Source organism: Microbulbifer harenosus (assembly GCF_005771435.1).
Taxonomy (GTDB): Bacteria; Pseudomonadota; Gammaproteobacteria; order Pseudomonadales; family Cellvibrionaceae; genus Microbulbifer; species Microbulbifer harenosus.
In genome coordinates, this window is sequence record NZ_VANI01000008.1 from 84915 (window position 1) to 109012 (window position 24098).

Sequence of the window (24098 nt, forward strand, 5' to 3'; positions counted from 1 at the left end):
CCCCGCCAACACCGGCCAATGGAATACCAGCCACAAAAAAACCGCCCTTCCGGCGGTTTTTTTGTGGCTGGTATTCAGTGGATACAATCAGCGGCGGTTGCGGTACTCGAGACAGGCCTCTTCGATCGCCAGCAGATCCGGAATCACCGCCACCTCACCAGACAGCGCCACATGCATCAATTCACCCATGGCGCATTCGCCCTCACGGGCTGCAAGCTCTTCCGGAGTGACCCGCACCAGACGGGGTGTTCCCTGCAGCACTACGGCAAAAAACGGCAGGTCGCCCTCACCGTTACCGCTGCTCAGCACTGCGATACGGCAGTTACTGCGCAGCACCGGCATGGGATTGCCACGCATCACCTCGAACGATACCAACGGCAGGCGCAGCTCCCGCCAGTGCAGCTCCCCCATATACCAGTCCGGCGCGTCGAAGGCAGATACCGGGCTCTGCAGGGCGATGATTTCAGACAGGGTATCCACCGGCACCAACAGGTGGCCGTCCGCCAGAGGCAACAACAGGCTGCTGACTTCCTGCGGCAGTTCAGTGGTTGGCAGGGCGTCTGGTCCGCTCATGCTGTGTACTCTCCGCCACGCACTCGGGCTTCAACAGGTTCGTAAATGACAGGCACCGGCATCAGGCGCTCACCCCTGCTTCGGTGTAGTCGCGGATTGCGCCAAGCAGAATTTCTTCCTGGTAGGGCTTGCCCAGATAGTGGTTTACCCCCAGTGACAGCGCATGGTCGCGGTGCTTCTTGCCGGTACGCGAGGTGATCATGATGATCGGAATCTCCCGCAGGCGATGACTGCCGCGGATGTTGCGCGCCACCTCGAAGCCATCCATACGCGGCATCTCGATATCCAGCAACATCACATCCGGAATCACGTCCTGCAGCTGAATAATGGCATCCTGGCCGTCTTTGGCGGTGATCACCCGGTAACCCTCCCGCTCGAGGAAGCGGGTGGTCACCTTGCGCACGGTTACCGAGTCGTCCACCACCATCACCAGCTTCTGCGCCTGCGGTTCTTCACGGCCACCGGTGGCGGTAATTTCCTGCAGCAGCGGTGTCTCCGGGCGCGCCAGCAGCGCGGCGTGCTTACGCAACAACGCATGGGCGTCGAGAATGACCACCACAGTACCGTCACCGGTCACGGTGGCACCGGATACCCCCTGCACCGTCGCAAACTGCGGTCCGAGACTTTTTACCACAATCTCGCGACTGCCCATGATCGCGTCAACCTGCAGTGCCATCGCGGTGTTTTCTGAACGCACCAGCAGTACCGGCATCTGCATATCTTCCACCGCCAGCCGCGGCTGCGCACTGGACTGCAAAAGACTACCGAAATAGTTCACCTGATAGGGTTCACCGGCGTACTCGAAGCGCGCCTCCGGGGTGCGATAGTAGTGCTCCAGCTCAAACGGGCTGAGCCGCACGATACCCTCAATGGTGTTCAACGGTAGGGCGAACAGGTCGTCCCCCACTTTTACCATCAGCGCGCGATTGACCGACACGGTGAACGGCAGGCGCACCACAAATTCCGTGCCCTTGCCGACCTGAGAGCCGATGGTAACGCTGCCGCCAATCTGTTTGATCTCTGCAGATACCACGTCCATGCCCACACCACGGCCGGAAATCTGCGTCACTTTTTCCGCAGTACTGAATCCCGCCTGCAAGATGAACTGCATGATCTCGTTGTTGGACAACTCGGCATCCGCGCGCATCAGACCGCTCTCAATGGCCTTTTCACGCACCCGCATCAGATTGATGCCGGCGCCGTCGTCGCTGATGGTAATGACCACCTCACTGCCTTCCCGCGCCAGCGCCACGGCAATGCGACCGCGCTCCGGTTTGCCAGCGTCGCGACGTTGCCGCGGCGGCTCAATACCGTGGTCAACGGCGTTGCGCAGCATATGTTCAAGCGGCGCCACCATGCGCTCCAGCATCGAGCGGTCCAGTTCGCCCTCCACGTTGGAGAACACCAGATCCACTTGTTTGCCGAGTTCGGCGCTTACCTGACGCACGATACGGCGCAGCCGCGGCACCAGGCGCGAGAAAGGCACCATGCGGCTGCGCATCAGGCCTTCCTGCAATTCCGTGTTTACACGCGACTGCTGCAGCAACAGCGTTTCCGTATCCCGCGCCTTGTTGCCCAGAGTCTGGCGCAATTCCAGTAAATCCGAGGTCGATTCCAGCAGCGAGCGCGACAATTGCTGAATAGACGAGTAGCGGTCCATTTCCAGCGGGTCGAAGTCCACGTCCTGTTCCGCCAACTGCTCCTGGCGGAAATGGATCTGAGCTTCGGTTTCCTTGTCGAGGCGACGCAACTGCTCGTTTAGACGGCTCAGGGTCGAGTCCATCTCATCGAGGGCAAGACCGAACTCCGACACCTGCTCTTCCAGGCGCCCGCGGGAAATCGACGTTTCCCCGGCGAGGTTGACCAGCTCTTCCAGTAATTCGGACGCGACCCGCACCATTTCCTGGGGTTGGTTGCGGGGCTGCCCACCGCCGTGTTCACCGACGTTTTTCGACTTGCGTACAAACGGCAGCACATTGCTGGCAGGAGCCTCGACAGGTACCGGTACAGAGGCTTTTTCGATCACTTCCACCGGCGGTGCATAACTGTCGTCGGCGGAGGCCTCTTGTGCGTCTTCTATCTCGATCGGTGTGCTCTCTTCGGCAACCGCTACCATCGGGAGCGGCTCTTCCGCCGGGGCCGCGTCCTCCGCAATCTGCCCGTCCGCCCAGCGGGTTTCCAGCAGTGCACAGAAAGGCTCGAGCGCCTCACCGCCCATCCAGCCGCGCACGGTGTCCACACCGGCTGCCAAGCGGTCGTAAATGCGATGAGCATCGACGAAAAAGGCCGTAGACGGCGAGCTGCCGCTCGGAAGATTTTCGATCACGGTTTCAAAGCGGTGCGCCACTTCGCCGAGTCCCATCAGCGCCGCCATACGCGCGCCGCCCTTGAACGTGTGCAGCACCCGCTTGAGCGCCTCCGGCGCCGTTTGGTCTTCTGGCGACTGCTCCCAGTTCTGGATCAGCTCCTCCAGTTCGTCCATCAGATCGCCGGCCTCCTCAAGGAAGACTTCCACCACGTCCGGATCGACATCGGCGAGCATGGCCGCATTGGCATCGTCGCCCGCCTCCAGCACGACGGTTTCCGGAGCGTGCGGAGTCGGCGCAGTTTCTACCGCAGGCGCGAATTCAGACTCCGCGACCTCGCTGCTGACATCTGCCTCCACATCGGCGAATTCGATACCGCCCGCAGCAGCGGACACACTGTCGTCAAACTCGCTCTCGCTGTCGGCGGGTGTCGCAAGGGCAATCTCTTCTGCCGCCAGCGGAGCCGCAATATCCATTTCTGCTGCCAGCAGATCGTCAAAGTTCAGATCCGCAAGCAGCAGTTCGTCATCTTCACCGGCGGCAGTCACTGCCGTCACATCAATTTCGGCCTGGGTTTCAACTTCAGTTTCGACTTCGGTCTCAACGTTAGCTTCGGTGGCAATAGCGGCGTCCGCGACGACAACATCCTCGTCGCCGAAGCTGAACTCGCTGCTGTCGATGCCGTATTCCGCGAGGTCAATATCCTCGTCACTGACACCGTCGTCGCCCTGCGCGAGATAGCGCAGCGCTTCACCCACTACCTCGCTCACTGGCGGCAGATCCGTAGACGCGGCTACCGCATCCACCAGATCCAGCAATTCATTGTGCCCCTGCTCCAGTGCCGCCCACAGCGCGGGCTCCTCCTCCAGGTGGCCTTCAATCACCTGGCGGTATACCGCCAGCAATAACTGCGACAGTTCCTGCAATGCGGGCAGCTGCGCCTGACCGGCAGCCTGCTGCAGCACATCCAGCTCCTCTGCCACCGGCAGCAGAATGGATTTGTCACCTGGATGCTGGCGCCATTGATTCAGCATCTGGTCCGCATCCAGCAGCACCTTCATACCGTCGGCCATGATGACCGCCAGCAACTGCGGATCGACCGCTTTCGGCTCGTTGGCTTCGCGCTCGCGGATCAGGTGCCCCACCGCGCGCTCCTGCAGCTCGGCGACCCGCGCGAGGTACTGCTCGCTGCGCTCCACAAACAGCGGTTCACCACAGTAGATCTGGTTGAGCACGCTTTTTACATAGCTGGCGGCGTCGCTGATCAGCTCGAAGATGTCGCTGTCGATCGCCACCTGATAGGTACGCAACTCCTTCACGAAGCGCTCAAGCGGTGCCATCAACTCTGCCACCGGGGTGACTTCCGCCATGTGTGCGGAGCCTTTCAGAGTGTGCAGTGCGCGGTGCAGCGGATCAGAGGGAATACCGTAGACTGGCGCGGCACGCTCCATTTCACTCAGGAATTCAGCCACCGTGGACAAATGGGTCTCCGCCTCCTGGGCGAAGATTTCCCACAGTTGGACGTTGTCGTCGATATTGTCGTCGGCATCGTCAATGGATTCGGCGATTTCGGGCACCGCGATGCCCGGTTCCGCCAGCAGCGCCTCGGGCACCTCTCCCTGAGACAACTGCGCGGCCCAACCTTCGAGTTCGGCGGTGCGCGCCGGCTCGGGATCCCCACTCTGGGTGCGGAAGCCCTCCACCATGGATGGCAGCTTGGCTATGACCTGTTGAATCAGCAGTACGTGCGCGCGCCCGGGGGAAACGGTTTCGTCGAGCACCCGGTTCAGCATGTTCTCCACCGCCCACGCCAGCTCGCCGATCTCCAGCGCCTCCACCATACGACCCGAGCCCTTCAGGGTATGGAAGCCGCGGCGGAATTCCACCAGCGCGTCGCGATTGTCAAAGTTCGCCGCCCACAGCGGGAAGTAGTGATCGATGGTTTCGAGCACCTCACCGGCTTCTTCGAGGAAGATCTCAAGAATTTCCTCGTCGATAATGCTGGTGTCATCGTCGTCTTCCAGCACCGCGGAGGCGGCCGCAGGAATTTCGGGCGCGGCTGCTACTGCGGCGGTTTCCTCAGTGGCGTGCTCAGAAACGTCAGAAACGTCGGCGGATTCGCCGGTCGCAAACCAGCTCTCTTCCAGCAGCAGCGAAGAATCCTCGCCGGGCGCGATGGCGGGCTCTGCGCCGGTCTCTGCGAGCAGCGACGCGGAGAGCCCCGCAAGGGGATCTTCGGCGGTGTCCACAGAGGCAGGTTCGGCTGCGGGAATGTCGTCTTTTACGGATTCGACATCGTCGAGATCGAGACTGAATTCAATATGATCGGGCGCAGCCGGTTCTTCATTTGCCGGTAGATCCGGCGGCACAGTGGCCGCAGCGTCGTCAACCGAATGCTCATCGAACGAAGTGGCACCGGAACCGTACACCGCGGTATCGGTGTCTTCGAATACCAGCTCTGCAGCGCCTTCAGCGGTACCGTCTTGTACAACCGCGTCTTGCGACTCAATCGCGCCCTCGCCATTGGCGACCGCGTAGCCAAGTGTCGCTACACTGTCTTCCGCCAGCGCCAGCAACATGTCCGCGTCCTCTATGCCATCGGCGCGGCGCTCAAGGTAGTACTCAACGCTGGTCACCGCGTCGGCGAGAGTGTCCAGCAGCTTCCAATCGGGTTGGTCACCGGCGCCTATCAAGCGCTCGTCGATATAGTTTTTGCACGCCCCGACAATTTCCGCCGCACGCTGGTAGCCCACCATATCCAGGCCACCACAAACCTCCTGCAGACGCTTTGGCACCAGCGACAGATGCCCGGCATCCCAGTGGCTGGCGATGTACTCGACCACGGCTTCCTTCACGGTTTCGAGACCGATACGGGCCTCGCGCAGCACACGGGCAGTGGCCTCCCCCATCAGCGGCGATTCACTGTCGTTGCGTCGATCGCGCTCCACCACGGCGGCGAGACCGGAATCCAGCTGCACCAGCTCCGCGGCGGCCTGCATCAGCAGTTCGTCGGGGTCAGCACTGCGCGAGGCGTCGCGCAGATGTTCGTAGATGGCACGGGCGCGGGTGCGCTGGTTTTCCAGACCCAGCACGCCCAACGTGTCCGCGATGCGCTTGGCAACGATGGCGGTATCCGACAGCGACGCACGCTCACCATTGGCAATGCTCGGGTCTAATGCTTCGCGTACATTGGCGAGCTCTTCGCGCAGGGCTGCCACGGCAGTGCCCATGGCTTCGGGGCCCATGGCCAGCGCGTCCTCGGTATCCGGGCGCGGGGTGCCCGGCACCGCGCGGTCGAGGGCAAATTTCCGATACAGCGCGGTGGCGCGCGGGCCATTGGGGCCGGAGAGATAGACGTAGAACAGCAGGTTGCGAATCAGATCCTGATCCGGACGGGCATCCAGCACCCGTGCGCCCTGACCGCTGAGCAACCGGAACTCCACGTCGATGCGGCGCAGCAGCTGGCGCAGCGCCGGCAATACGGTGAGTCGGTGGTCGGCAATGCCTTCGAGCAGGCCGCGCAGGATTTCCCACAGGTGCTGGCGCTGGCTGCCGCTGTAGAGCAGCGCCATCTTTTCGCACACTTTATTGAGATAGGCGATGCTCTCGCCGCTGTTGACGTCGCGAATCAGGGATGCGGCGGCCACGTGGTACATCTTGCGCAGCTTGGCCACCAGCTCCTGCAATTTGGCGTTATTGCCAAGCAGCGGCTGCCGCGCACCCTCGGCAATGGCCAGTGCGGACAGATCCGGTGCGAACAGCGCACCTTCGGTGATCAGGCGCTCGCGGCGTACCGCACGCAGGTCGTTCAGCAGGGGCAATAACAGCACTGCGTTGTCCCGGCGCTGGAAGGCGATTTTTTCCAGATAGAGCGGCAGTTCCAACAGCGCGCGCATGAGGAACTCGCGGGTTTCATCGCTGTTTTCCACATCGCCACTGGCGAGGGCGTGTACCAGCTGCTCCATTTCTTCGGCAAGCATGGCAGCGCCGGAGAGCTCCGCCATGTGCAGGCTGCCGTGAACCTGGTGGATAAGGCCCAGGCAATTTTTCAGCAGCGCTGAACCGTCGGCAGAGGCGTCAGTTGCAGAGGAATCCGAGGCAAAAGTTTCCAGTTGCTGGCGCGCGAGGGCCAGCGTCTCGTTGATTTCGCCTATCAGCCAATCCAGGGCCACAAAATTGGGATTGTCGCGACTCACGCCAGGTCCTCGGTAATTCAGTTTGCTCGCTGGCAGGGGCTAGAAATTGCTTACTCTGCGCGCCTGCTGCTCTGCACCTCCCCCGCACCTGCGGGCCGCGGGGAGGTCCGCTTTGCGTTATCAGTATCTGCGGTCGCTCAGGCCATCGCCCGGTCGCTGCGCTCTTCCGCGGTGAGCATATCGAGCTCGTCATCTGCGGCCTCGTCGTCCAGCATCGGGAACTCCTCCGAGAGCTGGGCCAGGTCGCCATCGTACAGCTCACCATCAGCCTCCACTTCGTCACTGCTCGGCAGTTTGAAGCCGGCAACGGAGTCGCGCAGAGCGGAAGCGGTCTGGGCCAGATTACCAATGGACTGGGCGGTGGCCTGGGTACCGGCGGAGGTTTGCGAGGTAATCTCCTGAATCACGTTCATCGTGTTGGAGATGTGACCTGCGGAAGAGGCCTGCTGGCGTGCCGCGTTGGAAATGTTCTGAATCAACGACGCGAGGTTGGTGGATACCGTTTCGATCTCTTCCAGGGCAACACCCGCGTCCTGCGCCAGACGGGCACCGCGCACCACCTCGGTGGTGGTGGATTCCATCGACACAACCGCTTCGTTGGTATCGGACTGAATCGCTTTTACCAGGCCTTCAATCTGCTTGGTAGCCGCTGCGGAGCGTTCCGCGAGGCGCTGAACCTCGTCCGCAACCACCGCGAAACCGCGGCCCGCGTCGCCCGCCATAGAGGCCTGGATCGCCGCGTTAAGAGCCAGAATGTTGGTCTGGTCGGCAATGTCGTTAATCAGGCTTACGATGTCACCGATCTCCTGGGAAGATTCACCCAGTCGCTTGATCCGCTTGGACGTGTCCTGAATCTGCTCGCGAATGGTATCCATGCCCTTGATGGTGTTCTGTACCACCTTGGCGCCGTTGCTCGCGATCTGTACCGAGCGCTCCGCTACCTGGGCAGATTCGGCGGCGTTGGCAGATACCTGGTCAATGGTCACGGCCATTTCGTTCACCGCCGCGGAGGCGCCGGCAATTTCCTGGGCCTGGTGTTCGGATGCCTCGGCCAGATGCAGGGCGGTCTGCTGGGTTTCCTGGGACAGGGACGACACTTCCTGCGCCGCGCCGTTGATTCGGCTTACCAGTACGCGCAGCTGGTCGATGGTGTAGTTGATGGAGTCCGCAATCGCACCGGTGAAGGCCTCGGTTACGGTGGCGGACGTGGTCAGGTCACCGTCCGCCAGGTCCGCCAGTTCGTCCAGCAGCTGCATAATCGCCTGCTGGTTGCGCTCGTTGGTCTCGGATTCTGCGCGCAGGCTGCGGCGGGTGCCGGAGAACGCCTGGATCATCATCACGAAGATCAACAGTACGAAGACGGCGGCAACGATAAAGATGGTCTGGTTGTTGGGCTGGCGCTCGCCGGACAGGCCGCCGATACGGTCGTTCAGTACAGACAGGGCTTCCAGCAATTGCGGCGAGGAGGCCGCAATACCATCCGCCGCCTGGCGGGTGGCGAACAGTGCCGGAGTGGCTTCGAAGATTTCGCGCACGGAGGAGCTTACGAACTCAAACAGCTCGGTAATTTCATCCAGCGACTCGCGCGCCTCAGTGTCGGTTACGCGGGAAATACCCATCACCACGTCACCGCCCTTCATGCCTTCAACCACTTTACCGAACAGACTGGCATCGGTGTTGAACTGGTCCGCGGCAGATTCCGCGTCGTCACCACCGCGCAGCATCTTGTCGATGTTCCGGCCGATACGCTCGGCACGCCATACCTGCAGCTGGGCCTGCTCCACCTGGTTGGCCGGGGCATTGTTGGCCAGCAGGATTTCCACGATATTGTTGTGCTCCGCCTGCAGCTCCGGCAGCGAGTCGTTCAGGGTGCTCGCCACATCGTTCAGGAAGATGATCGAATCCTTGTTGCCGATAATGGTGTCGGCCTGCTCGCGCATCTGCCGCCACACCTGGCCGTAGACCGCCAGCTCCTGCTCCAGGGCGCGCTTACTGCCCTGATCCATACCCTGCAGCTCGTTCCATGTCGCGGCCATCTGGTTGACTACTTTTTCCAGGTCGGCGAAGGCCTGCTCATCACCGGCAGTAGCGGCCGGTGCGTAGGACACCATCTGGTAGGATAGAGCGCGCAGTTCCGCCACATCTTCCTGGTAACTCTGGTCCCGGTCGCCGTAGCTCTGCACCAAGTAGATGCTGACGATCAGTCCCGCCAGTGTGGCGAGTACCAGCAAACCCATAAACAGCGCGGCAGGGTTACTGCGCAGCGCGGAAAATGAACTCTGGGAGCCTGTTTTCATAATTTACTCCTGGCGGACCTGTGCCCAAGGCCAAATTCTTGTTATTACCACTTTCGAGACCTCGCGGCCTCACATCCCCTTTCACCCAACGTTGTGGGTACCCCAAAACGGCGCTTGCCGACGACGGGTTTTGTGCGGTTGAGTAGCCTGAGCCACCCACTGCAACCGGTTTGGCGCACACATTGCGCCCCACCTCAGTGGCACCCGGATCCAGAGCGGTCTGAAACAGGAGTGCCCGAAAACAGAAAACCGCCGCTCAGTGAGCCGCGGCATCCGCAAATTGAAAATCGTTGACCAGGGCCTGCAGGTCAAATACCAGCCAGCGCCCCTGCTGCAATTCAAACTGGCCGCTGATCATGGGCGCAAAGGAGTCGGTGAGATCTGCCGGGGGCAGTTTGCCGAATTCCAACGCGAGGTGTTGCATACCGTGAAGCTCGTCGACAATCAGGCCGACATAGAGTTTTTCCTGCTCCAGCACCAGCACCCGGCGGCGCTGACGCGGACTGGTCAGGTGTCCGCCGAAGAATGCCGCCAGATCGATCAGCGGAAGCAGGCGCCCGCGCACGTTGGCGACCCCGCGTACCCAGGGCTGAACTCCGGGAATAAAGGTGTACTGAGGTACTTCCAGCAGTTCCACCACGTCTTCCATGGAGGCAACGAAGCGCTGCCCCAGGATCGAAAATCCGATGCCCGTCCAGTAGGGCTTGACCTCCTGGCGGGCGGGCAGCCCCTTTGACTGTGCTTTTGCACGGTTGGCAATATCAACCAGCGCAAGATAGGGGGTAAGTGTTGGTTGCACGGGCACTCAACGTCGGCCTCAGGCCAACACCTCCTCAATAGTGCCGAGCAGTTTGCTCTCGTCCACAGGCTTGGTCAGATACGCACGCGCGCCCTGGCGCATGCCCCACACACGGTCGGTATCCTGATCCTTGGTGGTCACAATAACGATGGGAATACCACTGGTTTCCCCGTGCTTACTCAGCTGGCGGGTGGCCTGGAACCCATTCAGCCCCGGCATGACGATATCCATCAGGATTACGTCGGGACGCTGTTCGCGGGCAACGCCAACACCGGCTTCGCCGTTGGTGGCGGTCAGTACGGAGTGGCCATTCTTCTCAAGAATTGTGGTCAGCTTGTGAGTTTCAGTTGGCGAATCATCGACGATAAGCACAGTGGCCATCATTTCCCCCGAGATGGTGTTTCCGCCTGCGGCATCGCTCTTTTGCCCGGCGGTTGTTGTTGGTACCGATCGCGCTCAAAACTATCGGGCGCGACCACACACTTTGTTATTTGGTGCTAACTTTCTTAACTTTCCTGCCCTTCTATGAGTGCGCAGCACATCAAGAAGGGCAGACGCGATAGTCTACGCCATTTTCGCGGAAAGTATCACACTCGCGGAGAGATCCATCTCTCAGGCAGCGTGGTGCGGTTTGGCGTGTGCAGAAATCGCGCCCAGCAGCTCACTCTTGCTGAACGGCTTGGTGAGGTACTGATCACAGCCCACCACGCGTCCCTTGGCTTTGTCGAAAAGGCCATCCTTGCTCGACAGCATAATGACAGGCGTGCTGCGGAATTCGCTGTTGTTCTTGATCAGCGCACAGGTCTGATAGCCGTCGAGTCGCGGCATCATGATGTCTACAAAAATGATGTCCGGACGCGAATCCGCGATCTTTGCCAGGGCGTCGAAGCCGTCAGTGGCGGTAACCACCGTACAGCCCGCTTTCTGCAGCAGCGTCTCCGCGGTGCGACGAATGGTTTTACTGTCGTCGATCACCATCACGGTGAGACTTTCCCAGTTGAGCTCCATAGTGTGTTCCCAAGTCCCCTTTACTTATTTTTAAGACACGCTGCTGATGCATTCATGCCTTTATGTGCAACCTCTTGACGGGGTCCGATCGTCGCTGCGTATGGCCGCGGCCGGCGGGCGCAGATCAGGGGGAAACTTTTATCACAGATACCACAGTGAATCTAGCGACGGCCGGGGTGTACGGCAGGCAATGATTAATTTGTGAGCAAGACCGCAGTTCCACCCGATGACATTGCCACACACGAGCTTGCAGACCTCGCCCGCTGCTCTTACCTTTGCCACCAGACACATTCAGAGGCAGACTCTGAATTCTCCCCCGCGACCGCCGGCATTTTCTCCAGGCTTGGCAATCCGGTCGCTTCGGATTCATCACAGCAGATTCAGCATACGGAAACCGGTATGAGCCAGACTCTCGGCGTGGTCATGGACCCCATCGCCAACATCACCTACAAAAAAGACACCACCCTCGCCCTGCTGCTGGCAGCCCAGCGCGCAGGCTTTGAATTGCAGTATTTTTTGCAGTCCGACCTGTATCTCGACGGCGGCAAGCCCATGGGTAACGGTTCGCCACTACAAGTGTTCGAAGACCCGCAAAACTGGTTCACACTCGGTGAGCGCCGGCCGGTGGAACTGGGCGAACTTGATGTAATTCTGATGCGGGTCGATCCACCCTTCGACAATGAGTACATCTATTCCACGTATATTCTCGAAGCCGCCGAGCGCGCCGGCGCCCTGGTGGCCAACAAGCCCCAGTCGCTGCGCGACTGCAACGAGAAAATCTTCGCCACCCACTTCGCGGACTGCATTCCGCCGCTGATCGTCAGCCGCGACATGCAACAACTGCGCGCCTTCCACACCGAGCACAAGGACGCCATTTTCAAACCCCTCGACGGCATGGGCGGCACCGGCATTTTTCATGTCAAACCAGAAGGCGGCAATTTAGGGGCGATCCTGGAAACCCTCACCGACAACGGCAAGCGCCAGATCATGGGCCAGCGGTATATTCCCGAAATCAAGGACGGCGACAAGCGCATCCTGATGGTGGATGGAGAGCCGGTACCTTACTGTCTGGCGCGCATCCCCCAAGCGGGGGAGACCCGCGGCAACCTGGCCGCCGGAGGCCGCGGCGAGGCGCGCCCACTGACCGCGCGCGATCTTGAAATCGCCCGCAAAGTCGGCCCCACGCTAAAGGAAAAAGGTCTGTTGTTTGTGGGCCTGGATGTGATCGGCGACTACCTGACCGAAGTCAATGTCACCAGCCCAACCTGTGTGCGCGAAATCGACACCGCCTACGGCACCGACATCGGCGGACTGTTGATGCGCGCCATCACAGACCGGCTGGCCAAAAAGGGATAAACTGGCGCCTGTCGTCACGCACGGTAGCAACGACCGCAGCCTCCGATAACAAAGCAGCAGTAAAGCAATAACCACAATGACCGCAGCCGCCAGCCAACTCCATACCAATCCGGGCGTCAGCACGACGCCCCCCAGCCAGGGCGACCGCTTTACCTTTGCCCTGTTTCTGGCCTGCGCGCTGCACGCACTGGTGATCTTTGGCGTGGCCTTTAGCGCACCCGAAGCGAAAGAGGCCCCGCCTACCCTTGAGGTCACTCTCGCCCAGCATCGCTCCCTGGATGCCCCAGAAGACGCCGACTATCTGGCCCAGCACAATCAGCAGGCGAGCGGCACCGCCGAAGCCCCTAAAGAACTTTCCACCGACCGCCAGGCGGAAATGGCCGACACCAGCATCCGCCAGGTCAACCCGCTGCCCCAACAGCAAGCCGCGCGCCCTGCGGACCAACTGCGCCAGCTGATCACCACTGTCGACGACAGCCCCGAGCAGGCGCCGGAACTGCCGGCGGAAGACAAGCGCTCGGAAGAAAAGCGCGGCGACGCCCCCAGCGACCTGCCACCCACCAACCCCGAAATCGCCAGCCTGCAGGCGCGCCTCGATAAAATTCGCCAGACCATCGCCCAGCGCCCGCGGGTGCGCAGACTCACTTCGGTCGCCACCAAGGCCGCGGCAGACGCAGCGTATCTGCACGACTGGCGCCAGAAAGTGGAGGCCATAGGCAACGACAACTTTCCCGAAGAAGCGCTGGCGCGCCAGATCACCGGAGACCTGCGCATGATGGTGCGACTACTGCCTTCCGGCGCGGTGGAGGAAGTGGTAATCCTTGAATCCTCCGGCGAACGCATCCTCGACGACGCCGCCCAACAAATCGTGCGTCTCGCCGCGCCCTTCGCGCCCTTCCCACCGGAAATCCGCAAACAGGCCGACCGTCTTGAGATCATCCGCACCTGGCGCTTTGAAATGACTGGATTTTCCACCGCCGCCGAGGACACCCCCGGCCGCGGCTGATCCGCGACCTTCACGCATATTCGCCGCACCCGCGGCAGCGAAACAGCTAAACTAAGCCCCATGCATTTTAAACATCCGCAGAACCTCGACAGCGATCTCACCCACAACAGCCTGCGCGGCCAGTTCCTCATCGCCATGCCCGGCATGCAGGACCCGCGATTCAAGCAGGCGGTGACGTTCATCTGTGAGCACAGCAGCGAAGGCACCATGGGCATCGTCGTCAACGCACCGAGCCGCATTACCTGGCGCGAGGTGTTCAGCCAGCTGGAGCTGGAAGACGCCAGCCTGCGCGGTCAGGAACCGGTACTGGTGGGCGGCCCCGTGGCACAGGAACAAGGATTTGTACTGCATGGGCGCGGTATGCAATTCGCTTCCACCGCCGAGGTTTCCGACGACATCAGCCTCACCGCGTCAAAAGACATCATCGAATCCCTCGCCGCCGGCCGCGGCCCGGACGATGTGCTGTTGGCACTGGGCTACGCCGGCTGGGGCCCCGGGCAACTGGAGCAGGAAATCGCCGAGAACGCCTGGCTGACGCTGCCGGCGGAACCGGAAATTCTGTTCGCCACGCCCATGGAAAAGCGCTGGCACACCGCCGCCGCACGCCATGGAATCGATCTGTCTGGAATAAGCTCCCAGTCTGGTCACGCCTGAACACCGACATCACCTGAACACCGACATCACCTGAAGACCGACAACAAACGCACCCGACAAGCCTCTTTCCCATGAGCAAACCCTTCACCGTCCTCGCCTTCGATTTTGGCACCAGCTCCATTGGCGTCGCCTACGGCCAGAGCCTCACCGGCAGCGCCCGCGAGCTGGATCCGCTGCGCGCCAAGGACGGCCAACCAGACTGGAACAAGGTGCAACGCCTGGTGGACGAATGGCAGCCGCGACTACTGCTGGTGGGTCTGCCGCTCAACATGGACGGCAGCGAGAGCGAAATCGGCGCGCGCGCGCGCAAGTTCGGCCAGCGCCTGCACGGCCGCCTCGGGCTGCCGGTCGAGTACGCCGACGAACGCCTCAGCACCCACGCCGCCAAGGAGGAGGCCCGCGGGCGCGGCCACCGCGGCCATTACGCCAGCGACCCGGTGGACTCCATCGCCGCGCGCATCTTCCTCGAGGACTGGCTGCGCCAGTACAGCGGTCAGTAATCCCGCGCGCAAACTGGTAAACTTGCGCGCGAATTCCCAACCACGACAGTCCCGCGCATGTCCGATTCCCCCGCAAACCACACCATCCGCAAGATCCGCATCGCCACCCGCGAGAGCGCCCTCGCCCTGTGGCAGGCCAACTACGTCAAACAACAGCTGGAGCTGCACCACCCCGAGCTCAGCGTGGAACTGCTGCCATTGACCAGCCGCGGCGACCAGCTGCTGGATATTCCCCTCAACAAGGTGGGTGGCAAGGGCCTGTTTGTAAAAGAACTTGAGAAAGCCATGCTCGACGGCCAGGCCGACATCGCCGTGCACTCAATGAAGGATGTGCCGATGGAGTTCCCCGCAGGCCTGCACCTGCCGGTCATCTGTGAACGGGAAGATCCCCGCGATGCCTTTGTGAGCAATCACTTCGACTCTATCGAAGCGCTGCCGCAGGGTGCGGTGGTTGGAACCTCCAGCCTGCGTCGCCAGTGCCAGCTGCTGGCGGTGCGTCCGGACCTGCATGTGAAGTTCCTGCGCGGCAACGTCAACACCCGCCTGGCCAAACTGGATGCCGGCGATTACGACGCCATCATCCTCGCAGCTGCCGGCCTGCTGCGCCTGGAAATGCGCGCGCGGATCGCCGCCTATATCGAACCGGAAGTGCTGCTGCCCGCCGGCGGCCAAGGCGCCGTGGGCATCGAATCCCGCCGCGACCCGGCGCTGGAAGCGCTGCTCGCCCCCCTGCACTGCGCCGACACCAGCATCCGCCTAACCGCCGAGCGCGCCGTAGTGCGCCGCCTGAACGGTGGCTGCCAGGTGCCCATCGGCAGTTACGCGCTGCTCGACGGCAACGGCGGCCTCCACCTGCGCGGCCTGGTGGGCAGCCCCGATGGCACCACCATGCTGCATGCGGAAGTGCACGGCGATGCGACAGAGGCCGAAGCCCTCGGCATCCGCCTCGCCGAGCAACTACTGCAGGCCGGCGCCGACGAAATACTCGCCGCGATCTGATTGCGCCCCCGTGACCAGCCCACTCGCCGACCGGCGCATCCTGATCACCCGCCCCGCCCACCAGAGCGATGGCTTTCGCGATCTGCTGCGGGCGCGCGGCGCCCGGGTGGATTCCATTCCGCTGCTGGAAATTGCGCCGATTACCGGCGGCGACGAGGCCCAGGCGATCCGCAATCTGGTGATGGATTTCGACCAGTTCGAACACGCTATCTTCGTATCCCAGAACGCGGTGCAGTACGCCTTCGACTGGCTGGATGACTTCTGGCCGCAGCTGCCCCAGGGACCGCGCTACTACGCCATCGGCGCCGCCACCGCCCGCGCCATCCGCGCGCGCGGCGCCGAGCCGGAGAGCGACCCGCTCGAAGCGGACGCAAGCCCGATGGATTCGGAAGCGCTGCTGGATCTGCCCGCGCTGCGGAATCCGCAGGGCCAGCGTGTCGTGATTTTCCGCGGCCAGGGCGGGCGCACCTTGATGGGCGATACCCTGAAGGCCCGCGGCGCGCGCCTCGAATACTGCGAGCTGTACCAGCGCCTGCTCCCCGCCGACGCCGTAGAACAACTGCGCGCCTATGCGCATCTGCCCGACGCCATCGCCGTACACAGTGGCGAAACCCTCGACAACTTCGCCGCCGCCCTCAGCGCCACCGGCCGTCAGACATTGCTGCAGTGCCCGCTAATTTGCCCCAGTCAGCGTGTCGCCACATGCGCCCGAGAACTGGGCTTCGCCAGCGCCCACGCGGCCACCAATGCCGGCGACAACGCCATGCTGGCAGCGCTGGAATCGGTGCTCGCCGCTGGGCACCCCGTCTAACAGCCCGCCCGCGATTCCCGGTTTCGCGCCATCCTCGGTAAAAAATTTCATTTCCGCGCCAGACTTCGTATAAAGACTGGCTTCAGTCGCTATAATTTGGCGACAAAATTTCTTCGGCATCCGCGCCGCCTGTGACACATCCGGCATAAGTTCGCGCCTTCCGGCGCCCACCCTGAGCAGACAAGTCTTTGAGCGATAGACATGAGCGATAAAAAAGTCCCGCCCTCCTCCCGTACGGACACCGGCGCAAGCAGCGGCACCCCGGATGCCAGGCAAGAGATTCCGCTGGTCACCCGCAAGGCCGAACCCAAAAGTAATTTCGCCAAAGCCGACAGCGGGAAAACGACGGAGACCTCTTCGAAAACGCGCACCGCAAAAAAACGCAGCGGCTGGCTCTGGCTGTGGTTGCTGCTGCTCACCCTGATCGCCGCCGCGGTCGCCGCCTGGTACCTGCTTCCCGGCATGCGTCAACAGGTCAGCCAGCAACTGCAAACCCTGCCCGTGATCGGCCGCTACTTAACGACAAATGAACGCACCGCGAGCACCAGCGACGCGCGTAGTGTGTCGGGCACCAATCCAACGGCCCAGACCGAAAGCGCGCCGGTGACACCGCCAACCACCGACCAGCCCAACGCCGACGCACCTGCCACCGCACAATCGACACCAGAGCAACCGATACCGCAGCCAGACACCCCCCGCCCCACACCCCCTACGGCAACGGCACCGGTTCCTCCCCAGGACCACAGCGCACAGCTAATCGGTGAATTACGCCAGCAGCTCGCGCAGCAAGCTCAGACCATTCAACAACTGCAGCAGCAGCTCGCGGGACTACAGCGCAACGTCACCGCCCAGGGCAACCGCCTCAGCCAACTGGGCAATGCCAGCCGCGAGGACTGGCAGCTGGCGGAGGCCGATTACCTGCTGCGGCTCGCCAACCAGCGCCTGATGCTGGAACAAGACAGTCGCGCCGCCCTCGGCCTGCTGCAGGAAGTGGATACCATCGTGCGGAATGTGGACCTTCCGGATCTGTACGGCGTGCGCCAGCAGCTCGCTCGCGACATCACCGCGCTCAAGCTCGCGGAAAATGTCGACCGCGAAGGCATATATCTGCGCCTGCGCGCGCTGGAAGAGCAGATGACCAAACTGAATATCCAGCCCCAGTTCGATCTCGCCCAACACGACGCCGCCGCCGCGCAATATCAGGCGGAAAACAAGGATGTGGGCGAAAATCACTTCCGCTCCAGCTGGAGCAACTTCGTCGATTTTCTCAAGGGCTCCGTGCGCATTCGCGATGGCGAGGTGGACCCGGTGTTGCTGTCGCCCCAAAGCGAAACCCGCTTCCGCCAGAGCCTGCGCCTGAACATGGAACAAGCGGAACTCGCGGTGCTGCGCGCCGACGAAGCCGTGTACAAGGACTCTCTCAACCACGCCCGCCAGTTACTGCTCGACTACGGTGTCGACAACCCTCAGCGCCAGGTGATTCTGGGCGAACTGGAGTCACTGGCCCAGGAAAAAATCACAACCGACCTGCCAAATCTCAGTGCCTCACAGAGCGCTCTGCGCAATTACATCGACAGAATGCACAAGGTCTCCTCCGGGCAATTACCGGACAGCAGTAACGGAGGCATTCAACCGTGAAACGCTTTTTATTTTTCACCCTGATTCTGTTGCTGGGTGGCGCGCTGCTGGCAGAAGCCATGCGCTCCTACCCTGGCTATCTGCTATTGATGGTGGGCGGTGAAAGCGGCAAACGCATTGAAATGAACCTTTGGGTTGCCGTGGGCGGACTTGCACTGGCAATCCTCGCACTGTTCCTGTTCATCTGGCTGTTGCGCAGCATTGCGCGCGTCATTGAGGGCAGCGTCAGTCGGATCCGCTTTGGCCGCAGTCGCACCGCGCGACGCCGCCTCACCAACGGCCTCGTCGAATACATGGAAGGCAACTGGGCGCGCGCGCGCCGCTTGCTGCTGAAAAGCGCCGCTCGCTCCGATGCGCCAATCATCAATTACCTCGCCGCCGCGCGCAGCGCCTTCGAGCTGGGTTACCGCGACGAAGCCAACGAACTGCTCGCGAAAGCAGAGGCCACCGGCGACGACACCCAGCTCGCCGTCGCCATCAGCCAGGCGCGTATGCAACTGCTCGACAAGCACTACGAGCAATGCATCGCCAGCCTGCAGCGCGCCATGCAGCAGGAGCCCAATCACCCCGCACTGTTGCAACTGCTGCGCCAAGCCTACTACCACATCGGCGAATGGAACGGCCTGCGCGAACTGCTGCCACGGTTGGAAAAATACGGCACCATGCCGGAATCCCAGCTGCAACAACTCGAACTCGAGGTGTACCAGAACCTACTGCGGGATGCGGCGAATCGGAAGGATGCGGAAAAATTGCGGGAAATCTGGCAGAGCCTCAATGGCCGCTGGCAGCGCAATATCGAGCTACGCAACCTCTACGGCGAAATGCTGCACAAAGTCGGCGACGACATGGAAGCAGAAAAACACCTGCGCTGGATTCTCAATCGTGAATGGCGCGGCGATACAGTGCGCCTGTACGGCAATCTCACCGGTGCCGATGCCAGCCAGCAACTGGGCGTCGCCGACGGCTGGCAGAAAGAATACGGTGAAAATGCCGACCTCCTCACCTGTCTTGGCCGCCTGTGTCTGCGCAACGAAATCTGGGGCAAGGCCCGGCAGTATTTTGAAAAGAGCCTGCTGCTGCGCTCCGATCCCGCCACTTCCGCGGAACTCGCGCGGTTGCTGTATGCCCTCGGCGAAAAAGACCAGGCCGCACGCCTCTATGAGCAGGGATTGATGCAAGCGGTATCCGACCTGCCCCAATTGCCACTGCCAGATCAGAGTGCAGGCATGTTGAGCGCCGGCACCCATTGATTCCGTCCCGAGTCGTCGCGAACGAAATAGTGAAAAAGATGAAAGGCCGAAAGTTTCTATTCGGAATCTGCAGCGCATTGTGTGCCATTCTCAGTTTCCAGGCACCGTTTTGCCTGGCGAGCGAAACACAGGATTATCAGGTACAACCTCGCGATGCCCTGCTCAGCAACTATCCCTATCCTTACCCGGTGAATTTCTTCACACTGCCAGCGCAGCAACCGACCAACAACGCCCAAGATAAGCTGCGCATGGCGTATATGGACATAACACCAAGCGGAGATCATTCCAAAGGAAACATCCTGCTATTACACGGAAAAAATTTTTCCGGCGCCTACTGGCAGACAACCATTGAAGCGCTGAGAGAGCAAGGTTACCGGGTCATTGTCCCGGATCAGATAGGTTTCGGGAAATCCAGCAAACCGCTTACTTTCCAATATAGCTTCCAGGCCCTCGCGAACCACACCAACGCCCTACTAAAGCACCTGGGCATTCATAAAGTGCTGGTCGCCGGCCACTCCATGGGCGGCATGCTCGCCACCCGTTTCGCTCTCATGTATCCGCAACAAGTAGAAAAGCTCATTCTGATCAACCCGATCGGCCTCGAAGATTGGAAGCAGATTGTGCCCTATCAACCCATTGAAGACGCCATAGCAGCGGAGAAACTGCAGACGCCGAACAGCGTCAAAAATTACATGACCAAGGCCTACTTCGCAGGCAATTGGAAGCCAGAATACAATTCGCTATTGGATATCCAGGGCGGCTGGACAATAGGAGAGGATGCCGAGAAGATCGCCATTATCGACGCACGCACATCAGACATGGTATTCACACAACCGGTGGTGTACGAATTATCCGACATCAGAGTACCCACACTGCTGATTATCGGAACCCGTGACAAAACTGCCATCGGTCGCAACCGAGCACCGAAGTCAGCACAGCCAACGCTCGGTCGCTACGACCTGCTAGGTAAGCAAGCCGCCACGGCAATACCAAACGCGAAACTGGTAGAGCTAGAAAATGTCGGCCATGTACCGCAATATGAATCCTTCGACCGCTACATCAAAGCATTTTTCAAATTTCTAAAGAACTAAACCAAAAGAAATTACTTGAGCCACCACAAAGAATCCGATACAGATCATTCTGCCAGCTATTCATGCCATGCCCGCTGGCAGCATAAAAATCAGCGCGGGCGCCTCACGCCAGCGCCGACCCGAATCAGAAACTAGAATCCGCCAACTTCATAAACTCAATTTCTTCCCGAGTTACTGTCAATTCCCGACAGAAAACTGCAATGGCAGTTCAACTCGCCTGGGATTTAAACCGATTGTGCACGTACTCGCTTGTTAAGTGTTGTAGGTGTAGAAGAACCACGAACTCTTAGCGAGGCCCATTGAATCATATAGTTTTTGGGCGGCGTTGTTTTCTGGAGCAGTCACCCACTGTAACCTTGCTGCACCTTTATCCTTTGCGAATTCACGGCAATGCTCGATTAACTCACGCCCAATACCCTCTCCACGGTTTTCAGGCTGAGTGTAAAGGTCATTCAGTATAGCGACCTTAGAAATAATTGTTGACGTGAACGTGAAATACACAGTGGCGAAGCCCACTGCTTTATTTTCTTTACGGAATAGAAATTGACCACCAAGCTCTGATGGTTGGAAGAACTTCGAAAGAAACCCCTCATTCCTTTTGTCACATATATCCTGGACTTTATAGAACTCTTGATATGCCCTAAAGAGAGGTAAAACCTCATTCAAATTTTCCTTTGAAACTGTCTCGATCACCTGAACTCCTTGTGATACTTAACGCCCACAGCAGAGCGGCCAATGTTATGCACATTTTGTGCGAAACTGGGAGCGCAGCGACCCGCACAAAACATGCATAGCGCTGGGCGTCCTGCGGAGGTCCGAAGGCCCGAACGAAGAGCCAAAACTGAACATAGACCGAAGCGAAAATACCCTACGAAAATACTCTCTCCAACTCATAGCATTTTTGACAGAACATTCACTCAAGGTTTTGTTGGTTTTGTACGGACATCCCGGCGGATGTCGGTTCGCCCACTTCAACGGTACTATGGAAAGCTCCGATTTCTGCTTTATCTTCTCGCGGACGTCCTTTTTATCGTTCGGCCGCGGTACCTTGGTTTGGTGCCTGAAATTCCGTTATCACAATCCGGCACCTGACTGCGATGGGCCAATTTATTAACCACCGGCCATAGGTGGTTGTCACCAAGGAACAAAACAGACCTCCCGAGTTCCCAGGGTTTCCTTGCCAGCATGCCAGGCTCTTCGACACCGGTGAGCCAATACTCCAGGTCGATACAGAGTATGGTTATAGCCTTCCGTCTTTGTGAAAACGTCGGCTCCCACGATTTGCCTATTTCGGTGCTCAATCACCGTGGCCTACTGACTCGCTGTCTACGCTTAACCGCGAACGTCGCCGTGCGCAGTCCAAGACTCGCTTCCGGGTGGGGACCAGCCTTGCCCGGGTGGGACTTGCACCCACGGGAAACCAACGCACAGTTTCCGTTAATCATCCTCCTTGTCGATCAACATCCCCTGCGCCTGAGCTTTGCTCGGCGCACCACAAAGTTGGCCGTCGGCCTGCAGCGCTTTGTTACGTGTTGCCGGGACTGAGGAGAGATGTAAGAACATGATCCTCCCAGCACCCATTTATTTTTAGATACCGCTTAGCCTCACCCTCTTTAGTGAAGCCAAGACTTTCTAGTAACTTGGCGGATCTATAATTGCTAGGCATATAGTTTGCCATTATGCGATTTAGCGATAGTTCTTTGAACGCATAATCTATGGTTTTTTGGCACAGGAACTTCATGAAACCTTTGCCTTCATATTTCTGGGCTACTGCGTAACCCATATTGCATGCCATAAACGGACCTTTCACAATATTTGTGAGGGAACAAATAGCAATAATTTTGAGCTGATTTGGTTCGGTTAAAACAAAATGTGCCGAATTTCCATTTAGTTTCTCCGAACTCCACTCCTCCAAGCGCTGCTCCCAAGCCGTTACGGAATGATAGCCACCCTCTCTGCTAGGTTCCCAAGCGCTCAAGTGCGCTTCATTTTCCTCGTAAAATTTTGAAAGCAGAGCTGCATCACTTACAGAAACTAATTTTACTTCCATGCTCGATTCTCAGTGGCACGTAACGCCGCCGGCAGGGGCAGCTTGCCTTGTGCGTGTTTTGCGCAAAAATGGGAGCGCAGCGACCTGCGCAAAACATGCATAAGGTAAGCTGTCCCGCGGAGGGCCGAAGGCCTGGAGCAAACTGCCCGGCTTGTATGGTGTACATGCTCCCCAAAACGGGCAAAATTGAGGCCCACCTCTGGCTGCAACCAGAGGCCTTTTATGCGGTAGTTCGATGCCTGCCTGGCTCCTCTGTCGAGAGACCGTTAACAAGTGGGAACGCCGCATAAACTCTAAGTAACAACTCGAATAGTCATCAGGGCCTCGAGCTCGTATAGCAAGCAAGAGTTAACTTACCAATGAATATCTCACAAGACAATGAAATCAATGTCGGCATTGATACCGGCAAGACCCAGCTCGATATCTATATCCGCCCTGTCGGCGAATACTTTACCGTCAGCAATGATGCGAAGGGGGTTCGTGAAGCCATCAAGCGAATCAAAGCACATCAGCCGACACGTATCGTTATTGAAGCCACAGGTCGCCTGGAACACACCTTCGTGTTCGCCGCAGCCAAACAGAATTTACCTGTAGTGGTCGCCAATCCTCTTCATGTACGACGGTTTGCTGGCGCCATTGGGCAGCTCGCGAAAACAGACAAAATCGATGCTCAGCTGATCACCCATTTTGGCGACAGCATTAAGCCCGGGCAAACTTCTATCGCACCAGAAAACGAGAGAAAAATCAGTGACTTACTGGCTCGCCGCCGGCAGCTGATGGAGATGCAGACAATGGAGAAAAATCGTCTATCCATCATGCCTAAAGAGCTGCGTGTCAGTATCAACGCCATGCTGAAAACCATCAAAGCGCAGATCGAAAAAATCGACGAAGCCCTTGATGGCATGATCGCCCAAACCGACGAGTGGAGAGAGAAAAACGAAATTCTCCAAAGCGTACCCGGTGTCGGTAAAGTTATGGCCTACACGCTGCTCAGCGACCTACCAGAACTGGGCACCCTGAACAACAAAGAGATCGCCGCGCTAGTCGGGGTGGCACCAATCAACCGAGAGAGCGGCCGTTATCAAGGCGTTCGCCGAATACGTGGTGGGCGGCACCAAATAGGTAGTGCACCATCCCTTCTGTAAATTCGCCTGTACATGATTTAGGAGCAGGCCACGGTTAGACTGATTGTCGCCAAACGTTCAGTCCACAAAAGGAAATAACCGTGACCTGCGACAATGAGAATACCGCAATTACCGCTATGGCTGAAATCCTATCCGAGCAAGGATTTGATGGCCTGGCTTCAGCTCTGGAAGTGCTGCTCAACGAGCTGATGCTGATAGAGCGAGAGCAGTACTTGGGTGCCGCTGCCTACGAGCGCTCAGAGGGGCGTAGAGGCCACGCCAACGGCTTCAAGCCCAAGCGCATGCGTACCCGTGTGGGAGAGCTGGAGCTGCAGGTACCGCAGACCCGGTGTTTGTCAAAGAAGATGTCGCGATCACTCGATTACGCTGCCTCTAATTTCACCTCCTGAGAGGCCTGATCTTCAGGCGAAGGATTCAGC

General features: G+C 59.6%; 18 protein-coding genes and 1 pseudogene. 11 read left to right on the plus strand and 8 right to left on the minus strand.

The genetic code is table 11. The features are described from left to right. Positions 1–87 precede the first annotated feature (87 nt). From FDY93_RS07860 to pilG, 6 genes are all read right to left on the minus strand, one after another. Positions 88–573: a chemotaxis protein CheW gene (locus FDY93_RS07860; protein ID WP_138235208.1), complete on the minus strand. Its 486-nt coding sequence runs from the start codon at positions 571–573 to the stop codon at positions 88–90. 61 nt (positions 574–634) lie between these two features. Beyond that, on the minus strand, positions 635–7075 hold the full coding sequence (locus tag FDY93_RS07865; RefSeq protein WP_138235209.1) for a hybrid sensor histidine kinase/response regulator: 6441 nt from the start codon (positions 7073–7075) through the stop codon (positions 635–637). Positions 7076–7212: 137 nt separating this feature from the next. After that, entirely contained in the window at positions 7213–9372 is a 2160-nt protein-coding gene (locus FDY93_RS07870; RefSeq protein ID WP_138235210.1) for a methyl-accepting chemotaxis protein, read from the minus strand. Positions 9373–9628: 256 nt separating this feature from the next. Next, complete coding sequence (locus tag FDY93_RS07875) at positions 9629–10171, minus strand: chemotaxis protein CheW (RefSeq protein ID WP_138235211.1); 543 nt, start codon at positions 10169–10171, stop codon at positions 9629–9631. Positions 10172–10189: 18 nt separating this feature from the next. Continuing rightward, positions 10190–10552 carry a twitching motility response regulator PilH gene (pilH, locus tag FDY93_RS07880; protein WP_138235212.1) on the minus strand — a complete coding sequence of 121 codons (363 nt, stop codon included), beginning with the start codon at positions 10550–10552 and terminating at the stop codon, positions 10190–10192. 231 nt (positions 10553–10783) lie between these two features. Further along, positions 10784–11179, minus strand: coding sequence for a twitching motility response regulator PilG (gene pilG / locus FDY93_RS07885; protein ID WP_105102769.1), 396 nt, complete (start codon positions 11177–11179; stop codon positions 10784–10786). Positions 11180–11578: 399 nt separating this feature from the next. On the opposite strand from pilG, the gene gshB reads away from it, so the two are divergent. From gshB to FDY93_RS07930, 9 genes are all read left to right on the plus strand, one after another. Next, complete coding sequence (gshB, locus tag FDY93_RS07890; protein ID WP_138235213.1) at positions 11579–12535, plus strand: glutathione synthase; 957 nt, start codon at positions 11579–11581, stop codon at positions 12533–12535. Positions 12536–12611: 76 nt separating this feature from the next. Beyond that, positions 12612–13541: an energy transducer TonB gene (locus tag FDY93_RS07895; protein WP_138235214.1), complete on the plus strand. Its 930-nt coding sequence runs from the start codon at positions 12612–12614 to the stop codon at positions 13539–13541. Positions 13542–13601: 60 nt separating this feature from the next. Next, complete coding sequence (locus FDY93_RS07900; protein ID WP_138235215.1) at positions 13602–14195, plus strand: YqgE/AlgH family protein; 594 nt, start codon at positions 13602–13604, stop codon at positions 14193–14195. A gap of 71 nt (positions 14196–14266) precedes the next feature. Further along, positions 14267–14695: a Holliday junction resolvase RuvX gene (gene ruvX / locus FDY93_RS07905; RefSeq protein WP_138235216.1), complete on the plus strand. Its 429-nt coding sequence runs from the start codon at positions 14267–14269 to the stop codon at positions 14693–14695. A 57-nt stretch (positions 14696–14752) separates the two neighbouring features. Continuing rightward, positions 14753–15694, plus strand: a complete 942-nt coding sequence (hemC, locus tag FDY93_RS07910) for a hydroxymethylbilane synthase (protein ID WP_138235217.1) — start codon at positions 14753–14755, stop codon at positions 15692–15694. Positions 15695–15704: 10 nt separating this feature from the next. Continuing rightward, positions 15705–16505, plus strand: coding sequence for a uroporphyrinogen-III synthase (locus FDY93_RS07915; RefSeq protein WP_138235218.1), 801 nt, complete (start codon positions 15705–15707; stop codon positions 16503–16505). 201 nt (positions 16506–16706) lie between these two features. Next, the gene (locus FDY93_RS07920) at positions 16707–18143 is read left to right on the plus strand and encodes a uroporphyrinogen-III C-methyltransferase (RefSeq protein WP_138235219.1); all 1437 of its coding nucleotides are present in this window, start codon (positions 16707–16709) and stop codon (positions 18141–18143) included. Continuing rightward, positions 18140–19393, plus strand: a complete 1254-nt coding sequence (locus FDY93_RS07925) for a heme biosynthesis HemY N-terminal domain-containing protein (RefSeq protein WP_138235220.1) — start codon at positions 18140–18142, stop codon at positions 19391–19393. Before FDY93_RS07920 ends, FDY93_RS07925 begins: the two co-directional genes overlap by 4 nt. A 38-nt stretch (positions 19394–19431) precedes the next feature. Continuing rightward, the gene (locus tag FDY93_RS07930) at positions 19432–20484 is read left to right on the plus strand and encodes an alpha/beta fold hydrolase (RefSeq protein WP_138235225.1); all 1053 of its coding nucleotides are present in this window, start codon (positions 19432–19434) and stop codon (positions 20482–20484) included. Between the two features lie 252 nt (positions 20485–20736). Here FDY93_RS07930 and FDY93_RS07935 read toward each other — a convergent pair whose 3' ends face one another. Together FDY93_RS07935 and FDY93_RS07940 are read right to left on the minus strand one after the other, a co-directional pair. Continuing rightward, positions 20737–21177, minus strand: coding sequence for a GNAT family N-acetyltransferase (locus FDY93_RS07935; RefSeq protein ID WP_138235221.1), 441 nt, complete (start codon positions 21175–21177; stop codon positions 20737–20739). 832 nt (positions 21178–22009) lie between these two features. Continuing rightward, positions 22010–22534, minus strand: coding sequence for a GNAT family N-acetyltransferase (locus FDY93_RS07940; RefSeq protein WP_136783856.1), 525 nt, complete (start codon positions 22532–22534; stop codon positions 22010–22012). Between the two features lie 359 nt (positions 22535–22893). On the opposite strand from FDY93_RS07940, the pseudogene FDY93_RS07945 reads away from it, so the two are divergent. Both FDY93_RS07945 and FDY93_RS19750 read left to right on the plus strand, forming a co-directional pair. Continuing rightward, a pseudogene (locus FDY93_RS07945) lies at positions 22894–23664 on the plus strand (IS110 family RNA-guided transposase); the annotation flags it as partial. Between the two features lie 95 nt (positions 23665–23759). Beyond that, positions 23760–24068, plus strand: coding sequence for a transposase (locus FDY93_RS19750; protein ID WP_136783858.1), 309 nt, complete (start codon positions 23760–23762; stop codon positions 24066–24068). Positions 24069–24098 lie beyond the last annotated feature (30 nt).

Bases quoted from the DNA above. Each gene is read 5' to 3' on its own strand.
- FDY93_RS07860 (WP_138235208.1), bottom strand. From the start codon at position 573: ATGAGCGGACCAGACGCCCTGCCAACCACTGAACTGCCGCAGGAAGTC.
- FDY93_RS07870 (WP_138235210.1), bottom strand. From the start codon at position 9,372: ATGAAAACAGGCTCCCAGAGTTCATTTTCCGCGCTGCGCAGTAACCCT.
- pilH (WP_138235212.1), bottom strand. From the start codon at position 10,552: ATGGCCACTGTGCTTATCGTCGATGATTCGCCAACTGAAACTCACAAG.
- pilG (WP_105102769.1), bottom strand. From the start codon at position 11,179: ATGGAGCTCAACTGGGAAAGTCTCACCGTGATGGTGATCGACGACAGT.
- gshB (WP_138235213.1), top strand. From the start codon at position 11,579: ATGAGCCAGACTCTCGGCGTGGTCATGGACCCCATCGCCAACATCACC.
- FDY93_RS07895 (WP_138235214.1), top strand. From the start codon at position 12,612: ATGACCGCAGCCGCCAGCCAACTCCATACCAATCCGGGCGTCAGCACG.
- FDY93_RS07900 (WP_138235215.1), top strand. From the start codon at position 13,602: ATGCATTTTAAACATCCGCAGAACCTCGACAGCGATCTCACCCACAAC.
- ruvX (WP_138235216.1), top strand. From the start codon at position 14,267: ATGAGCAAACCCTTCACCGTCCTCGCCTTCGATTTTGGCACCAGCTCC.
- hemC (WP_138235217.1), top strand. From the start codon at position 14,753: ATGTCCGATTCCCCCGCAAACCACACCATCCGCAAGATCCGCATCGCC.
- FDY93_RS07920 (WP_138235219.1), top strand. From the start codon at position 16,707: ATGAGCGATAAAAAAGTCCCGCCCTCCTCCCGTACGGACACCGGCGCA.
- FDY93_RS07930 (WP_138235225.1), top strand. From the start codon at position 19,432: ATGAAAGGCCGAAAGTTTCTATTCGGAATCTGCAGCGCATTGTGTGCC.
- FDY93_RS07940 (WP_136783856.1), bottom strand. From the start codon at position 22,534: ATGGAAGTAAAATTAGTTTCTGTAAGTGATGCAGCTCTGCTTTCAAAA.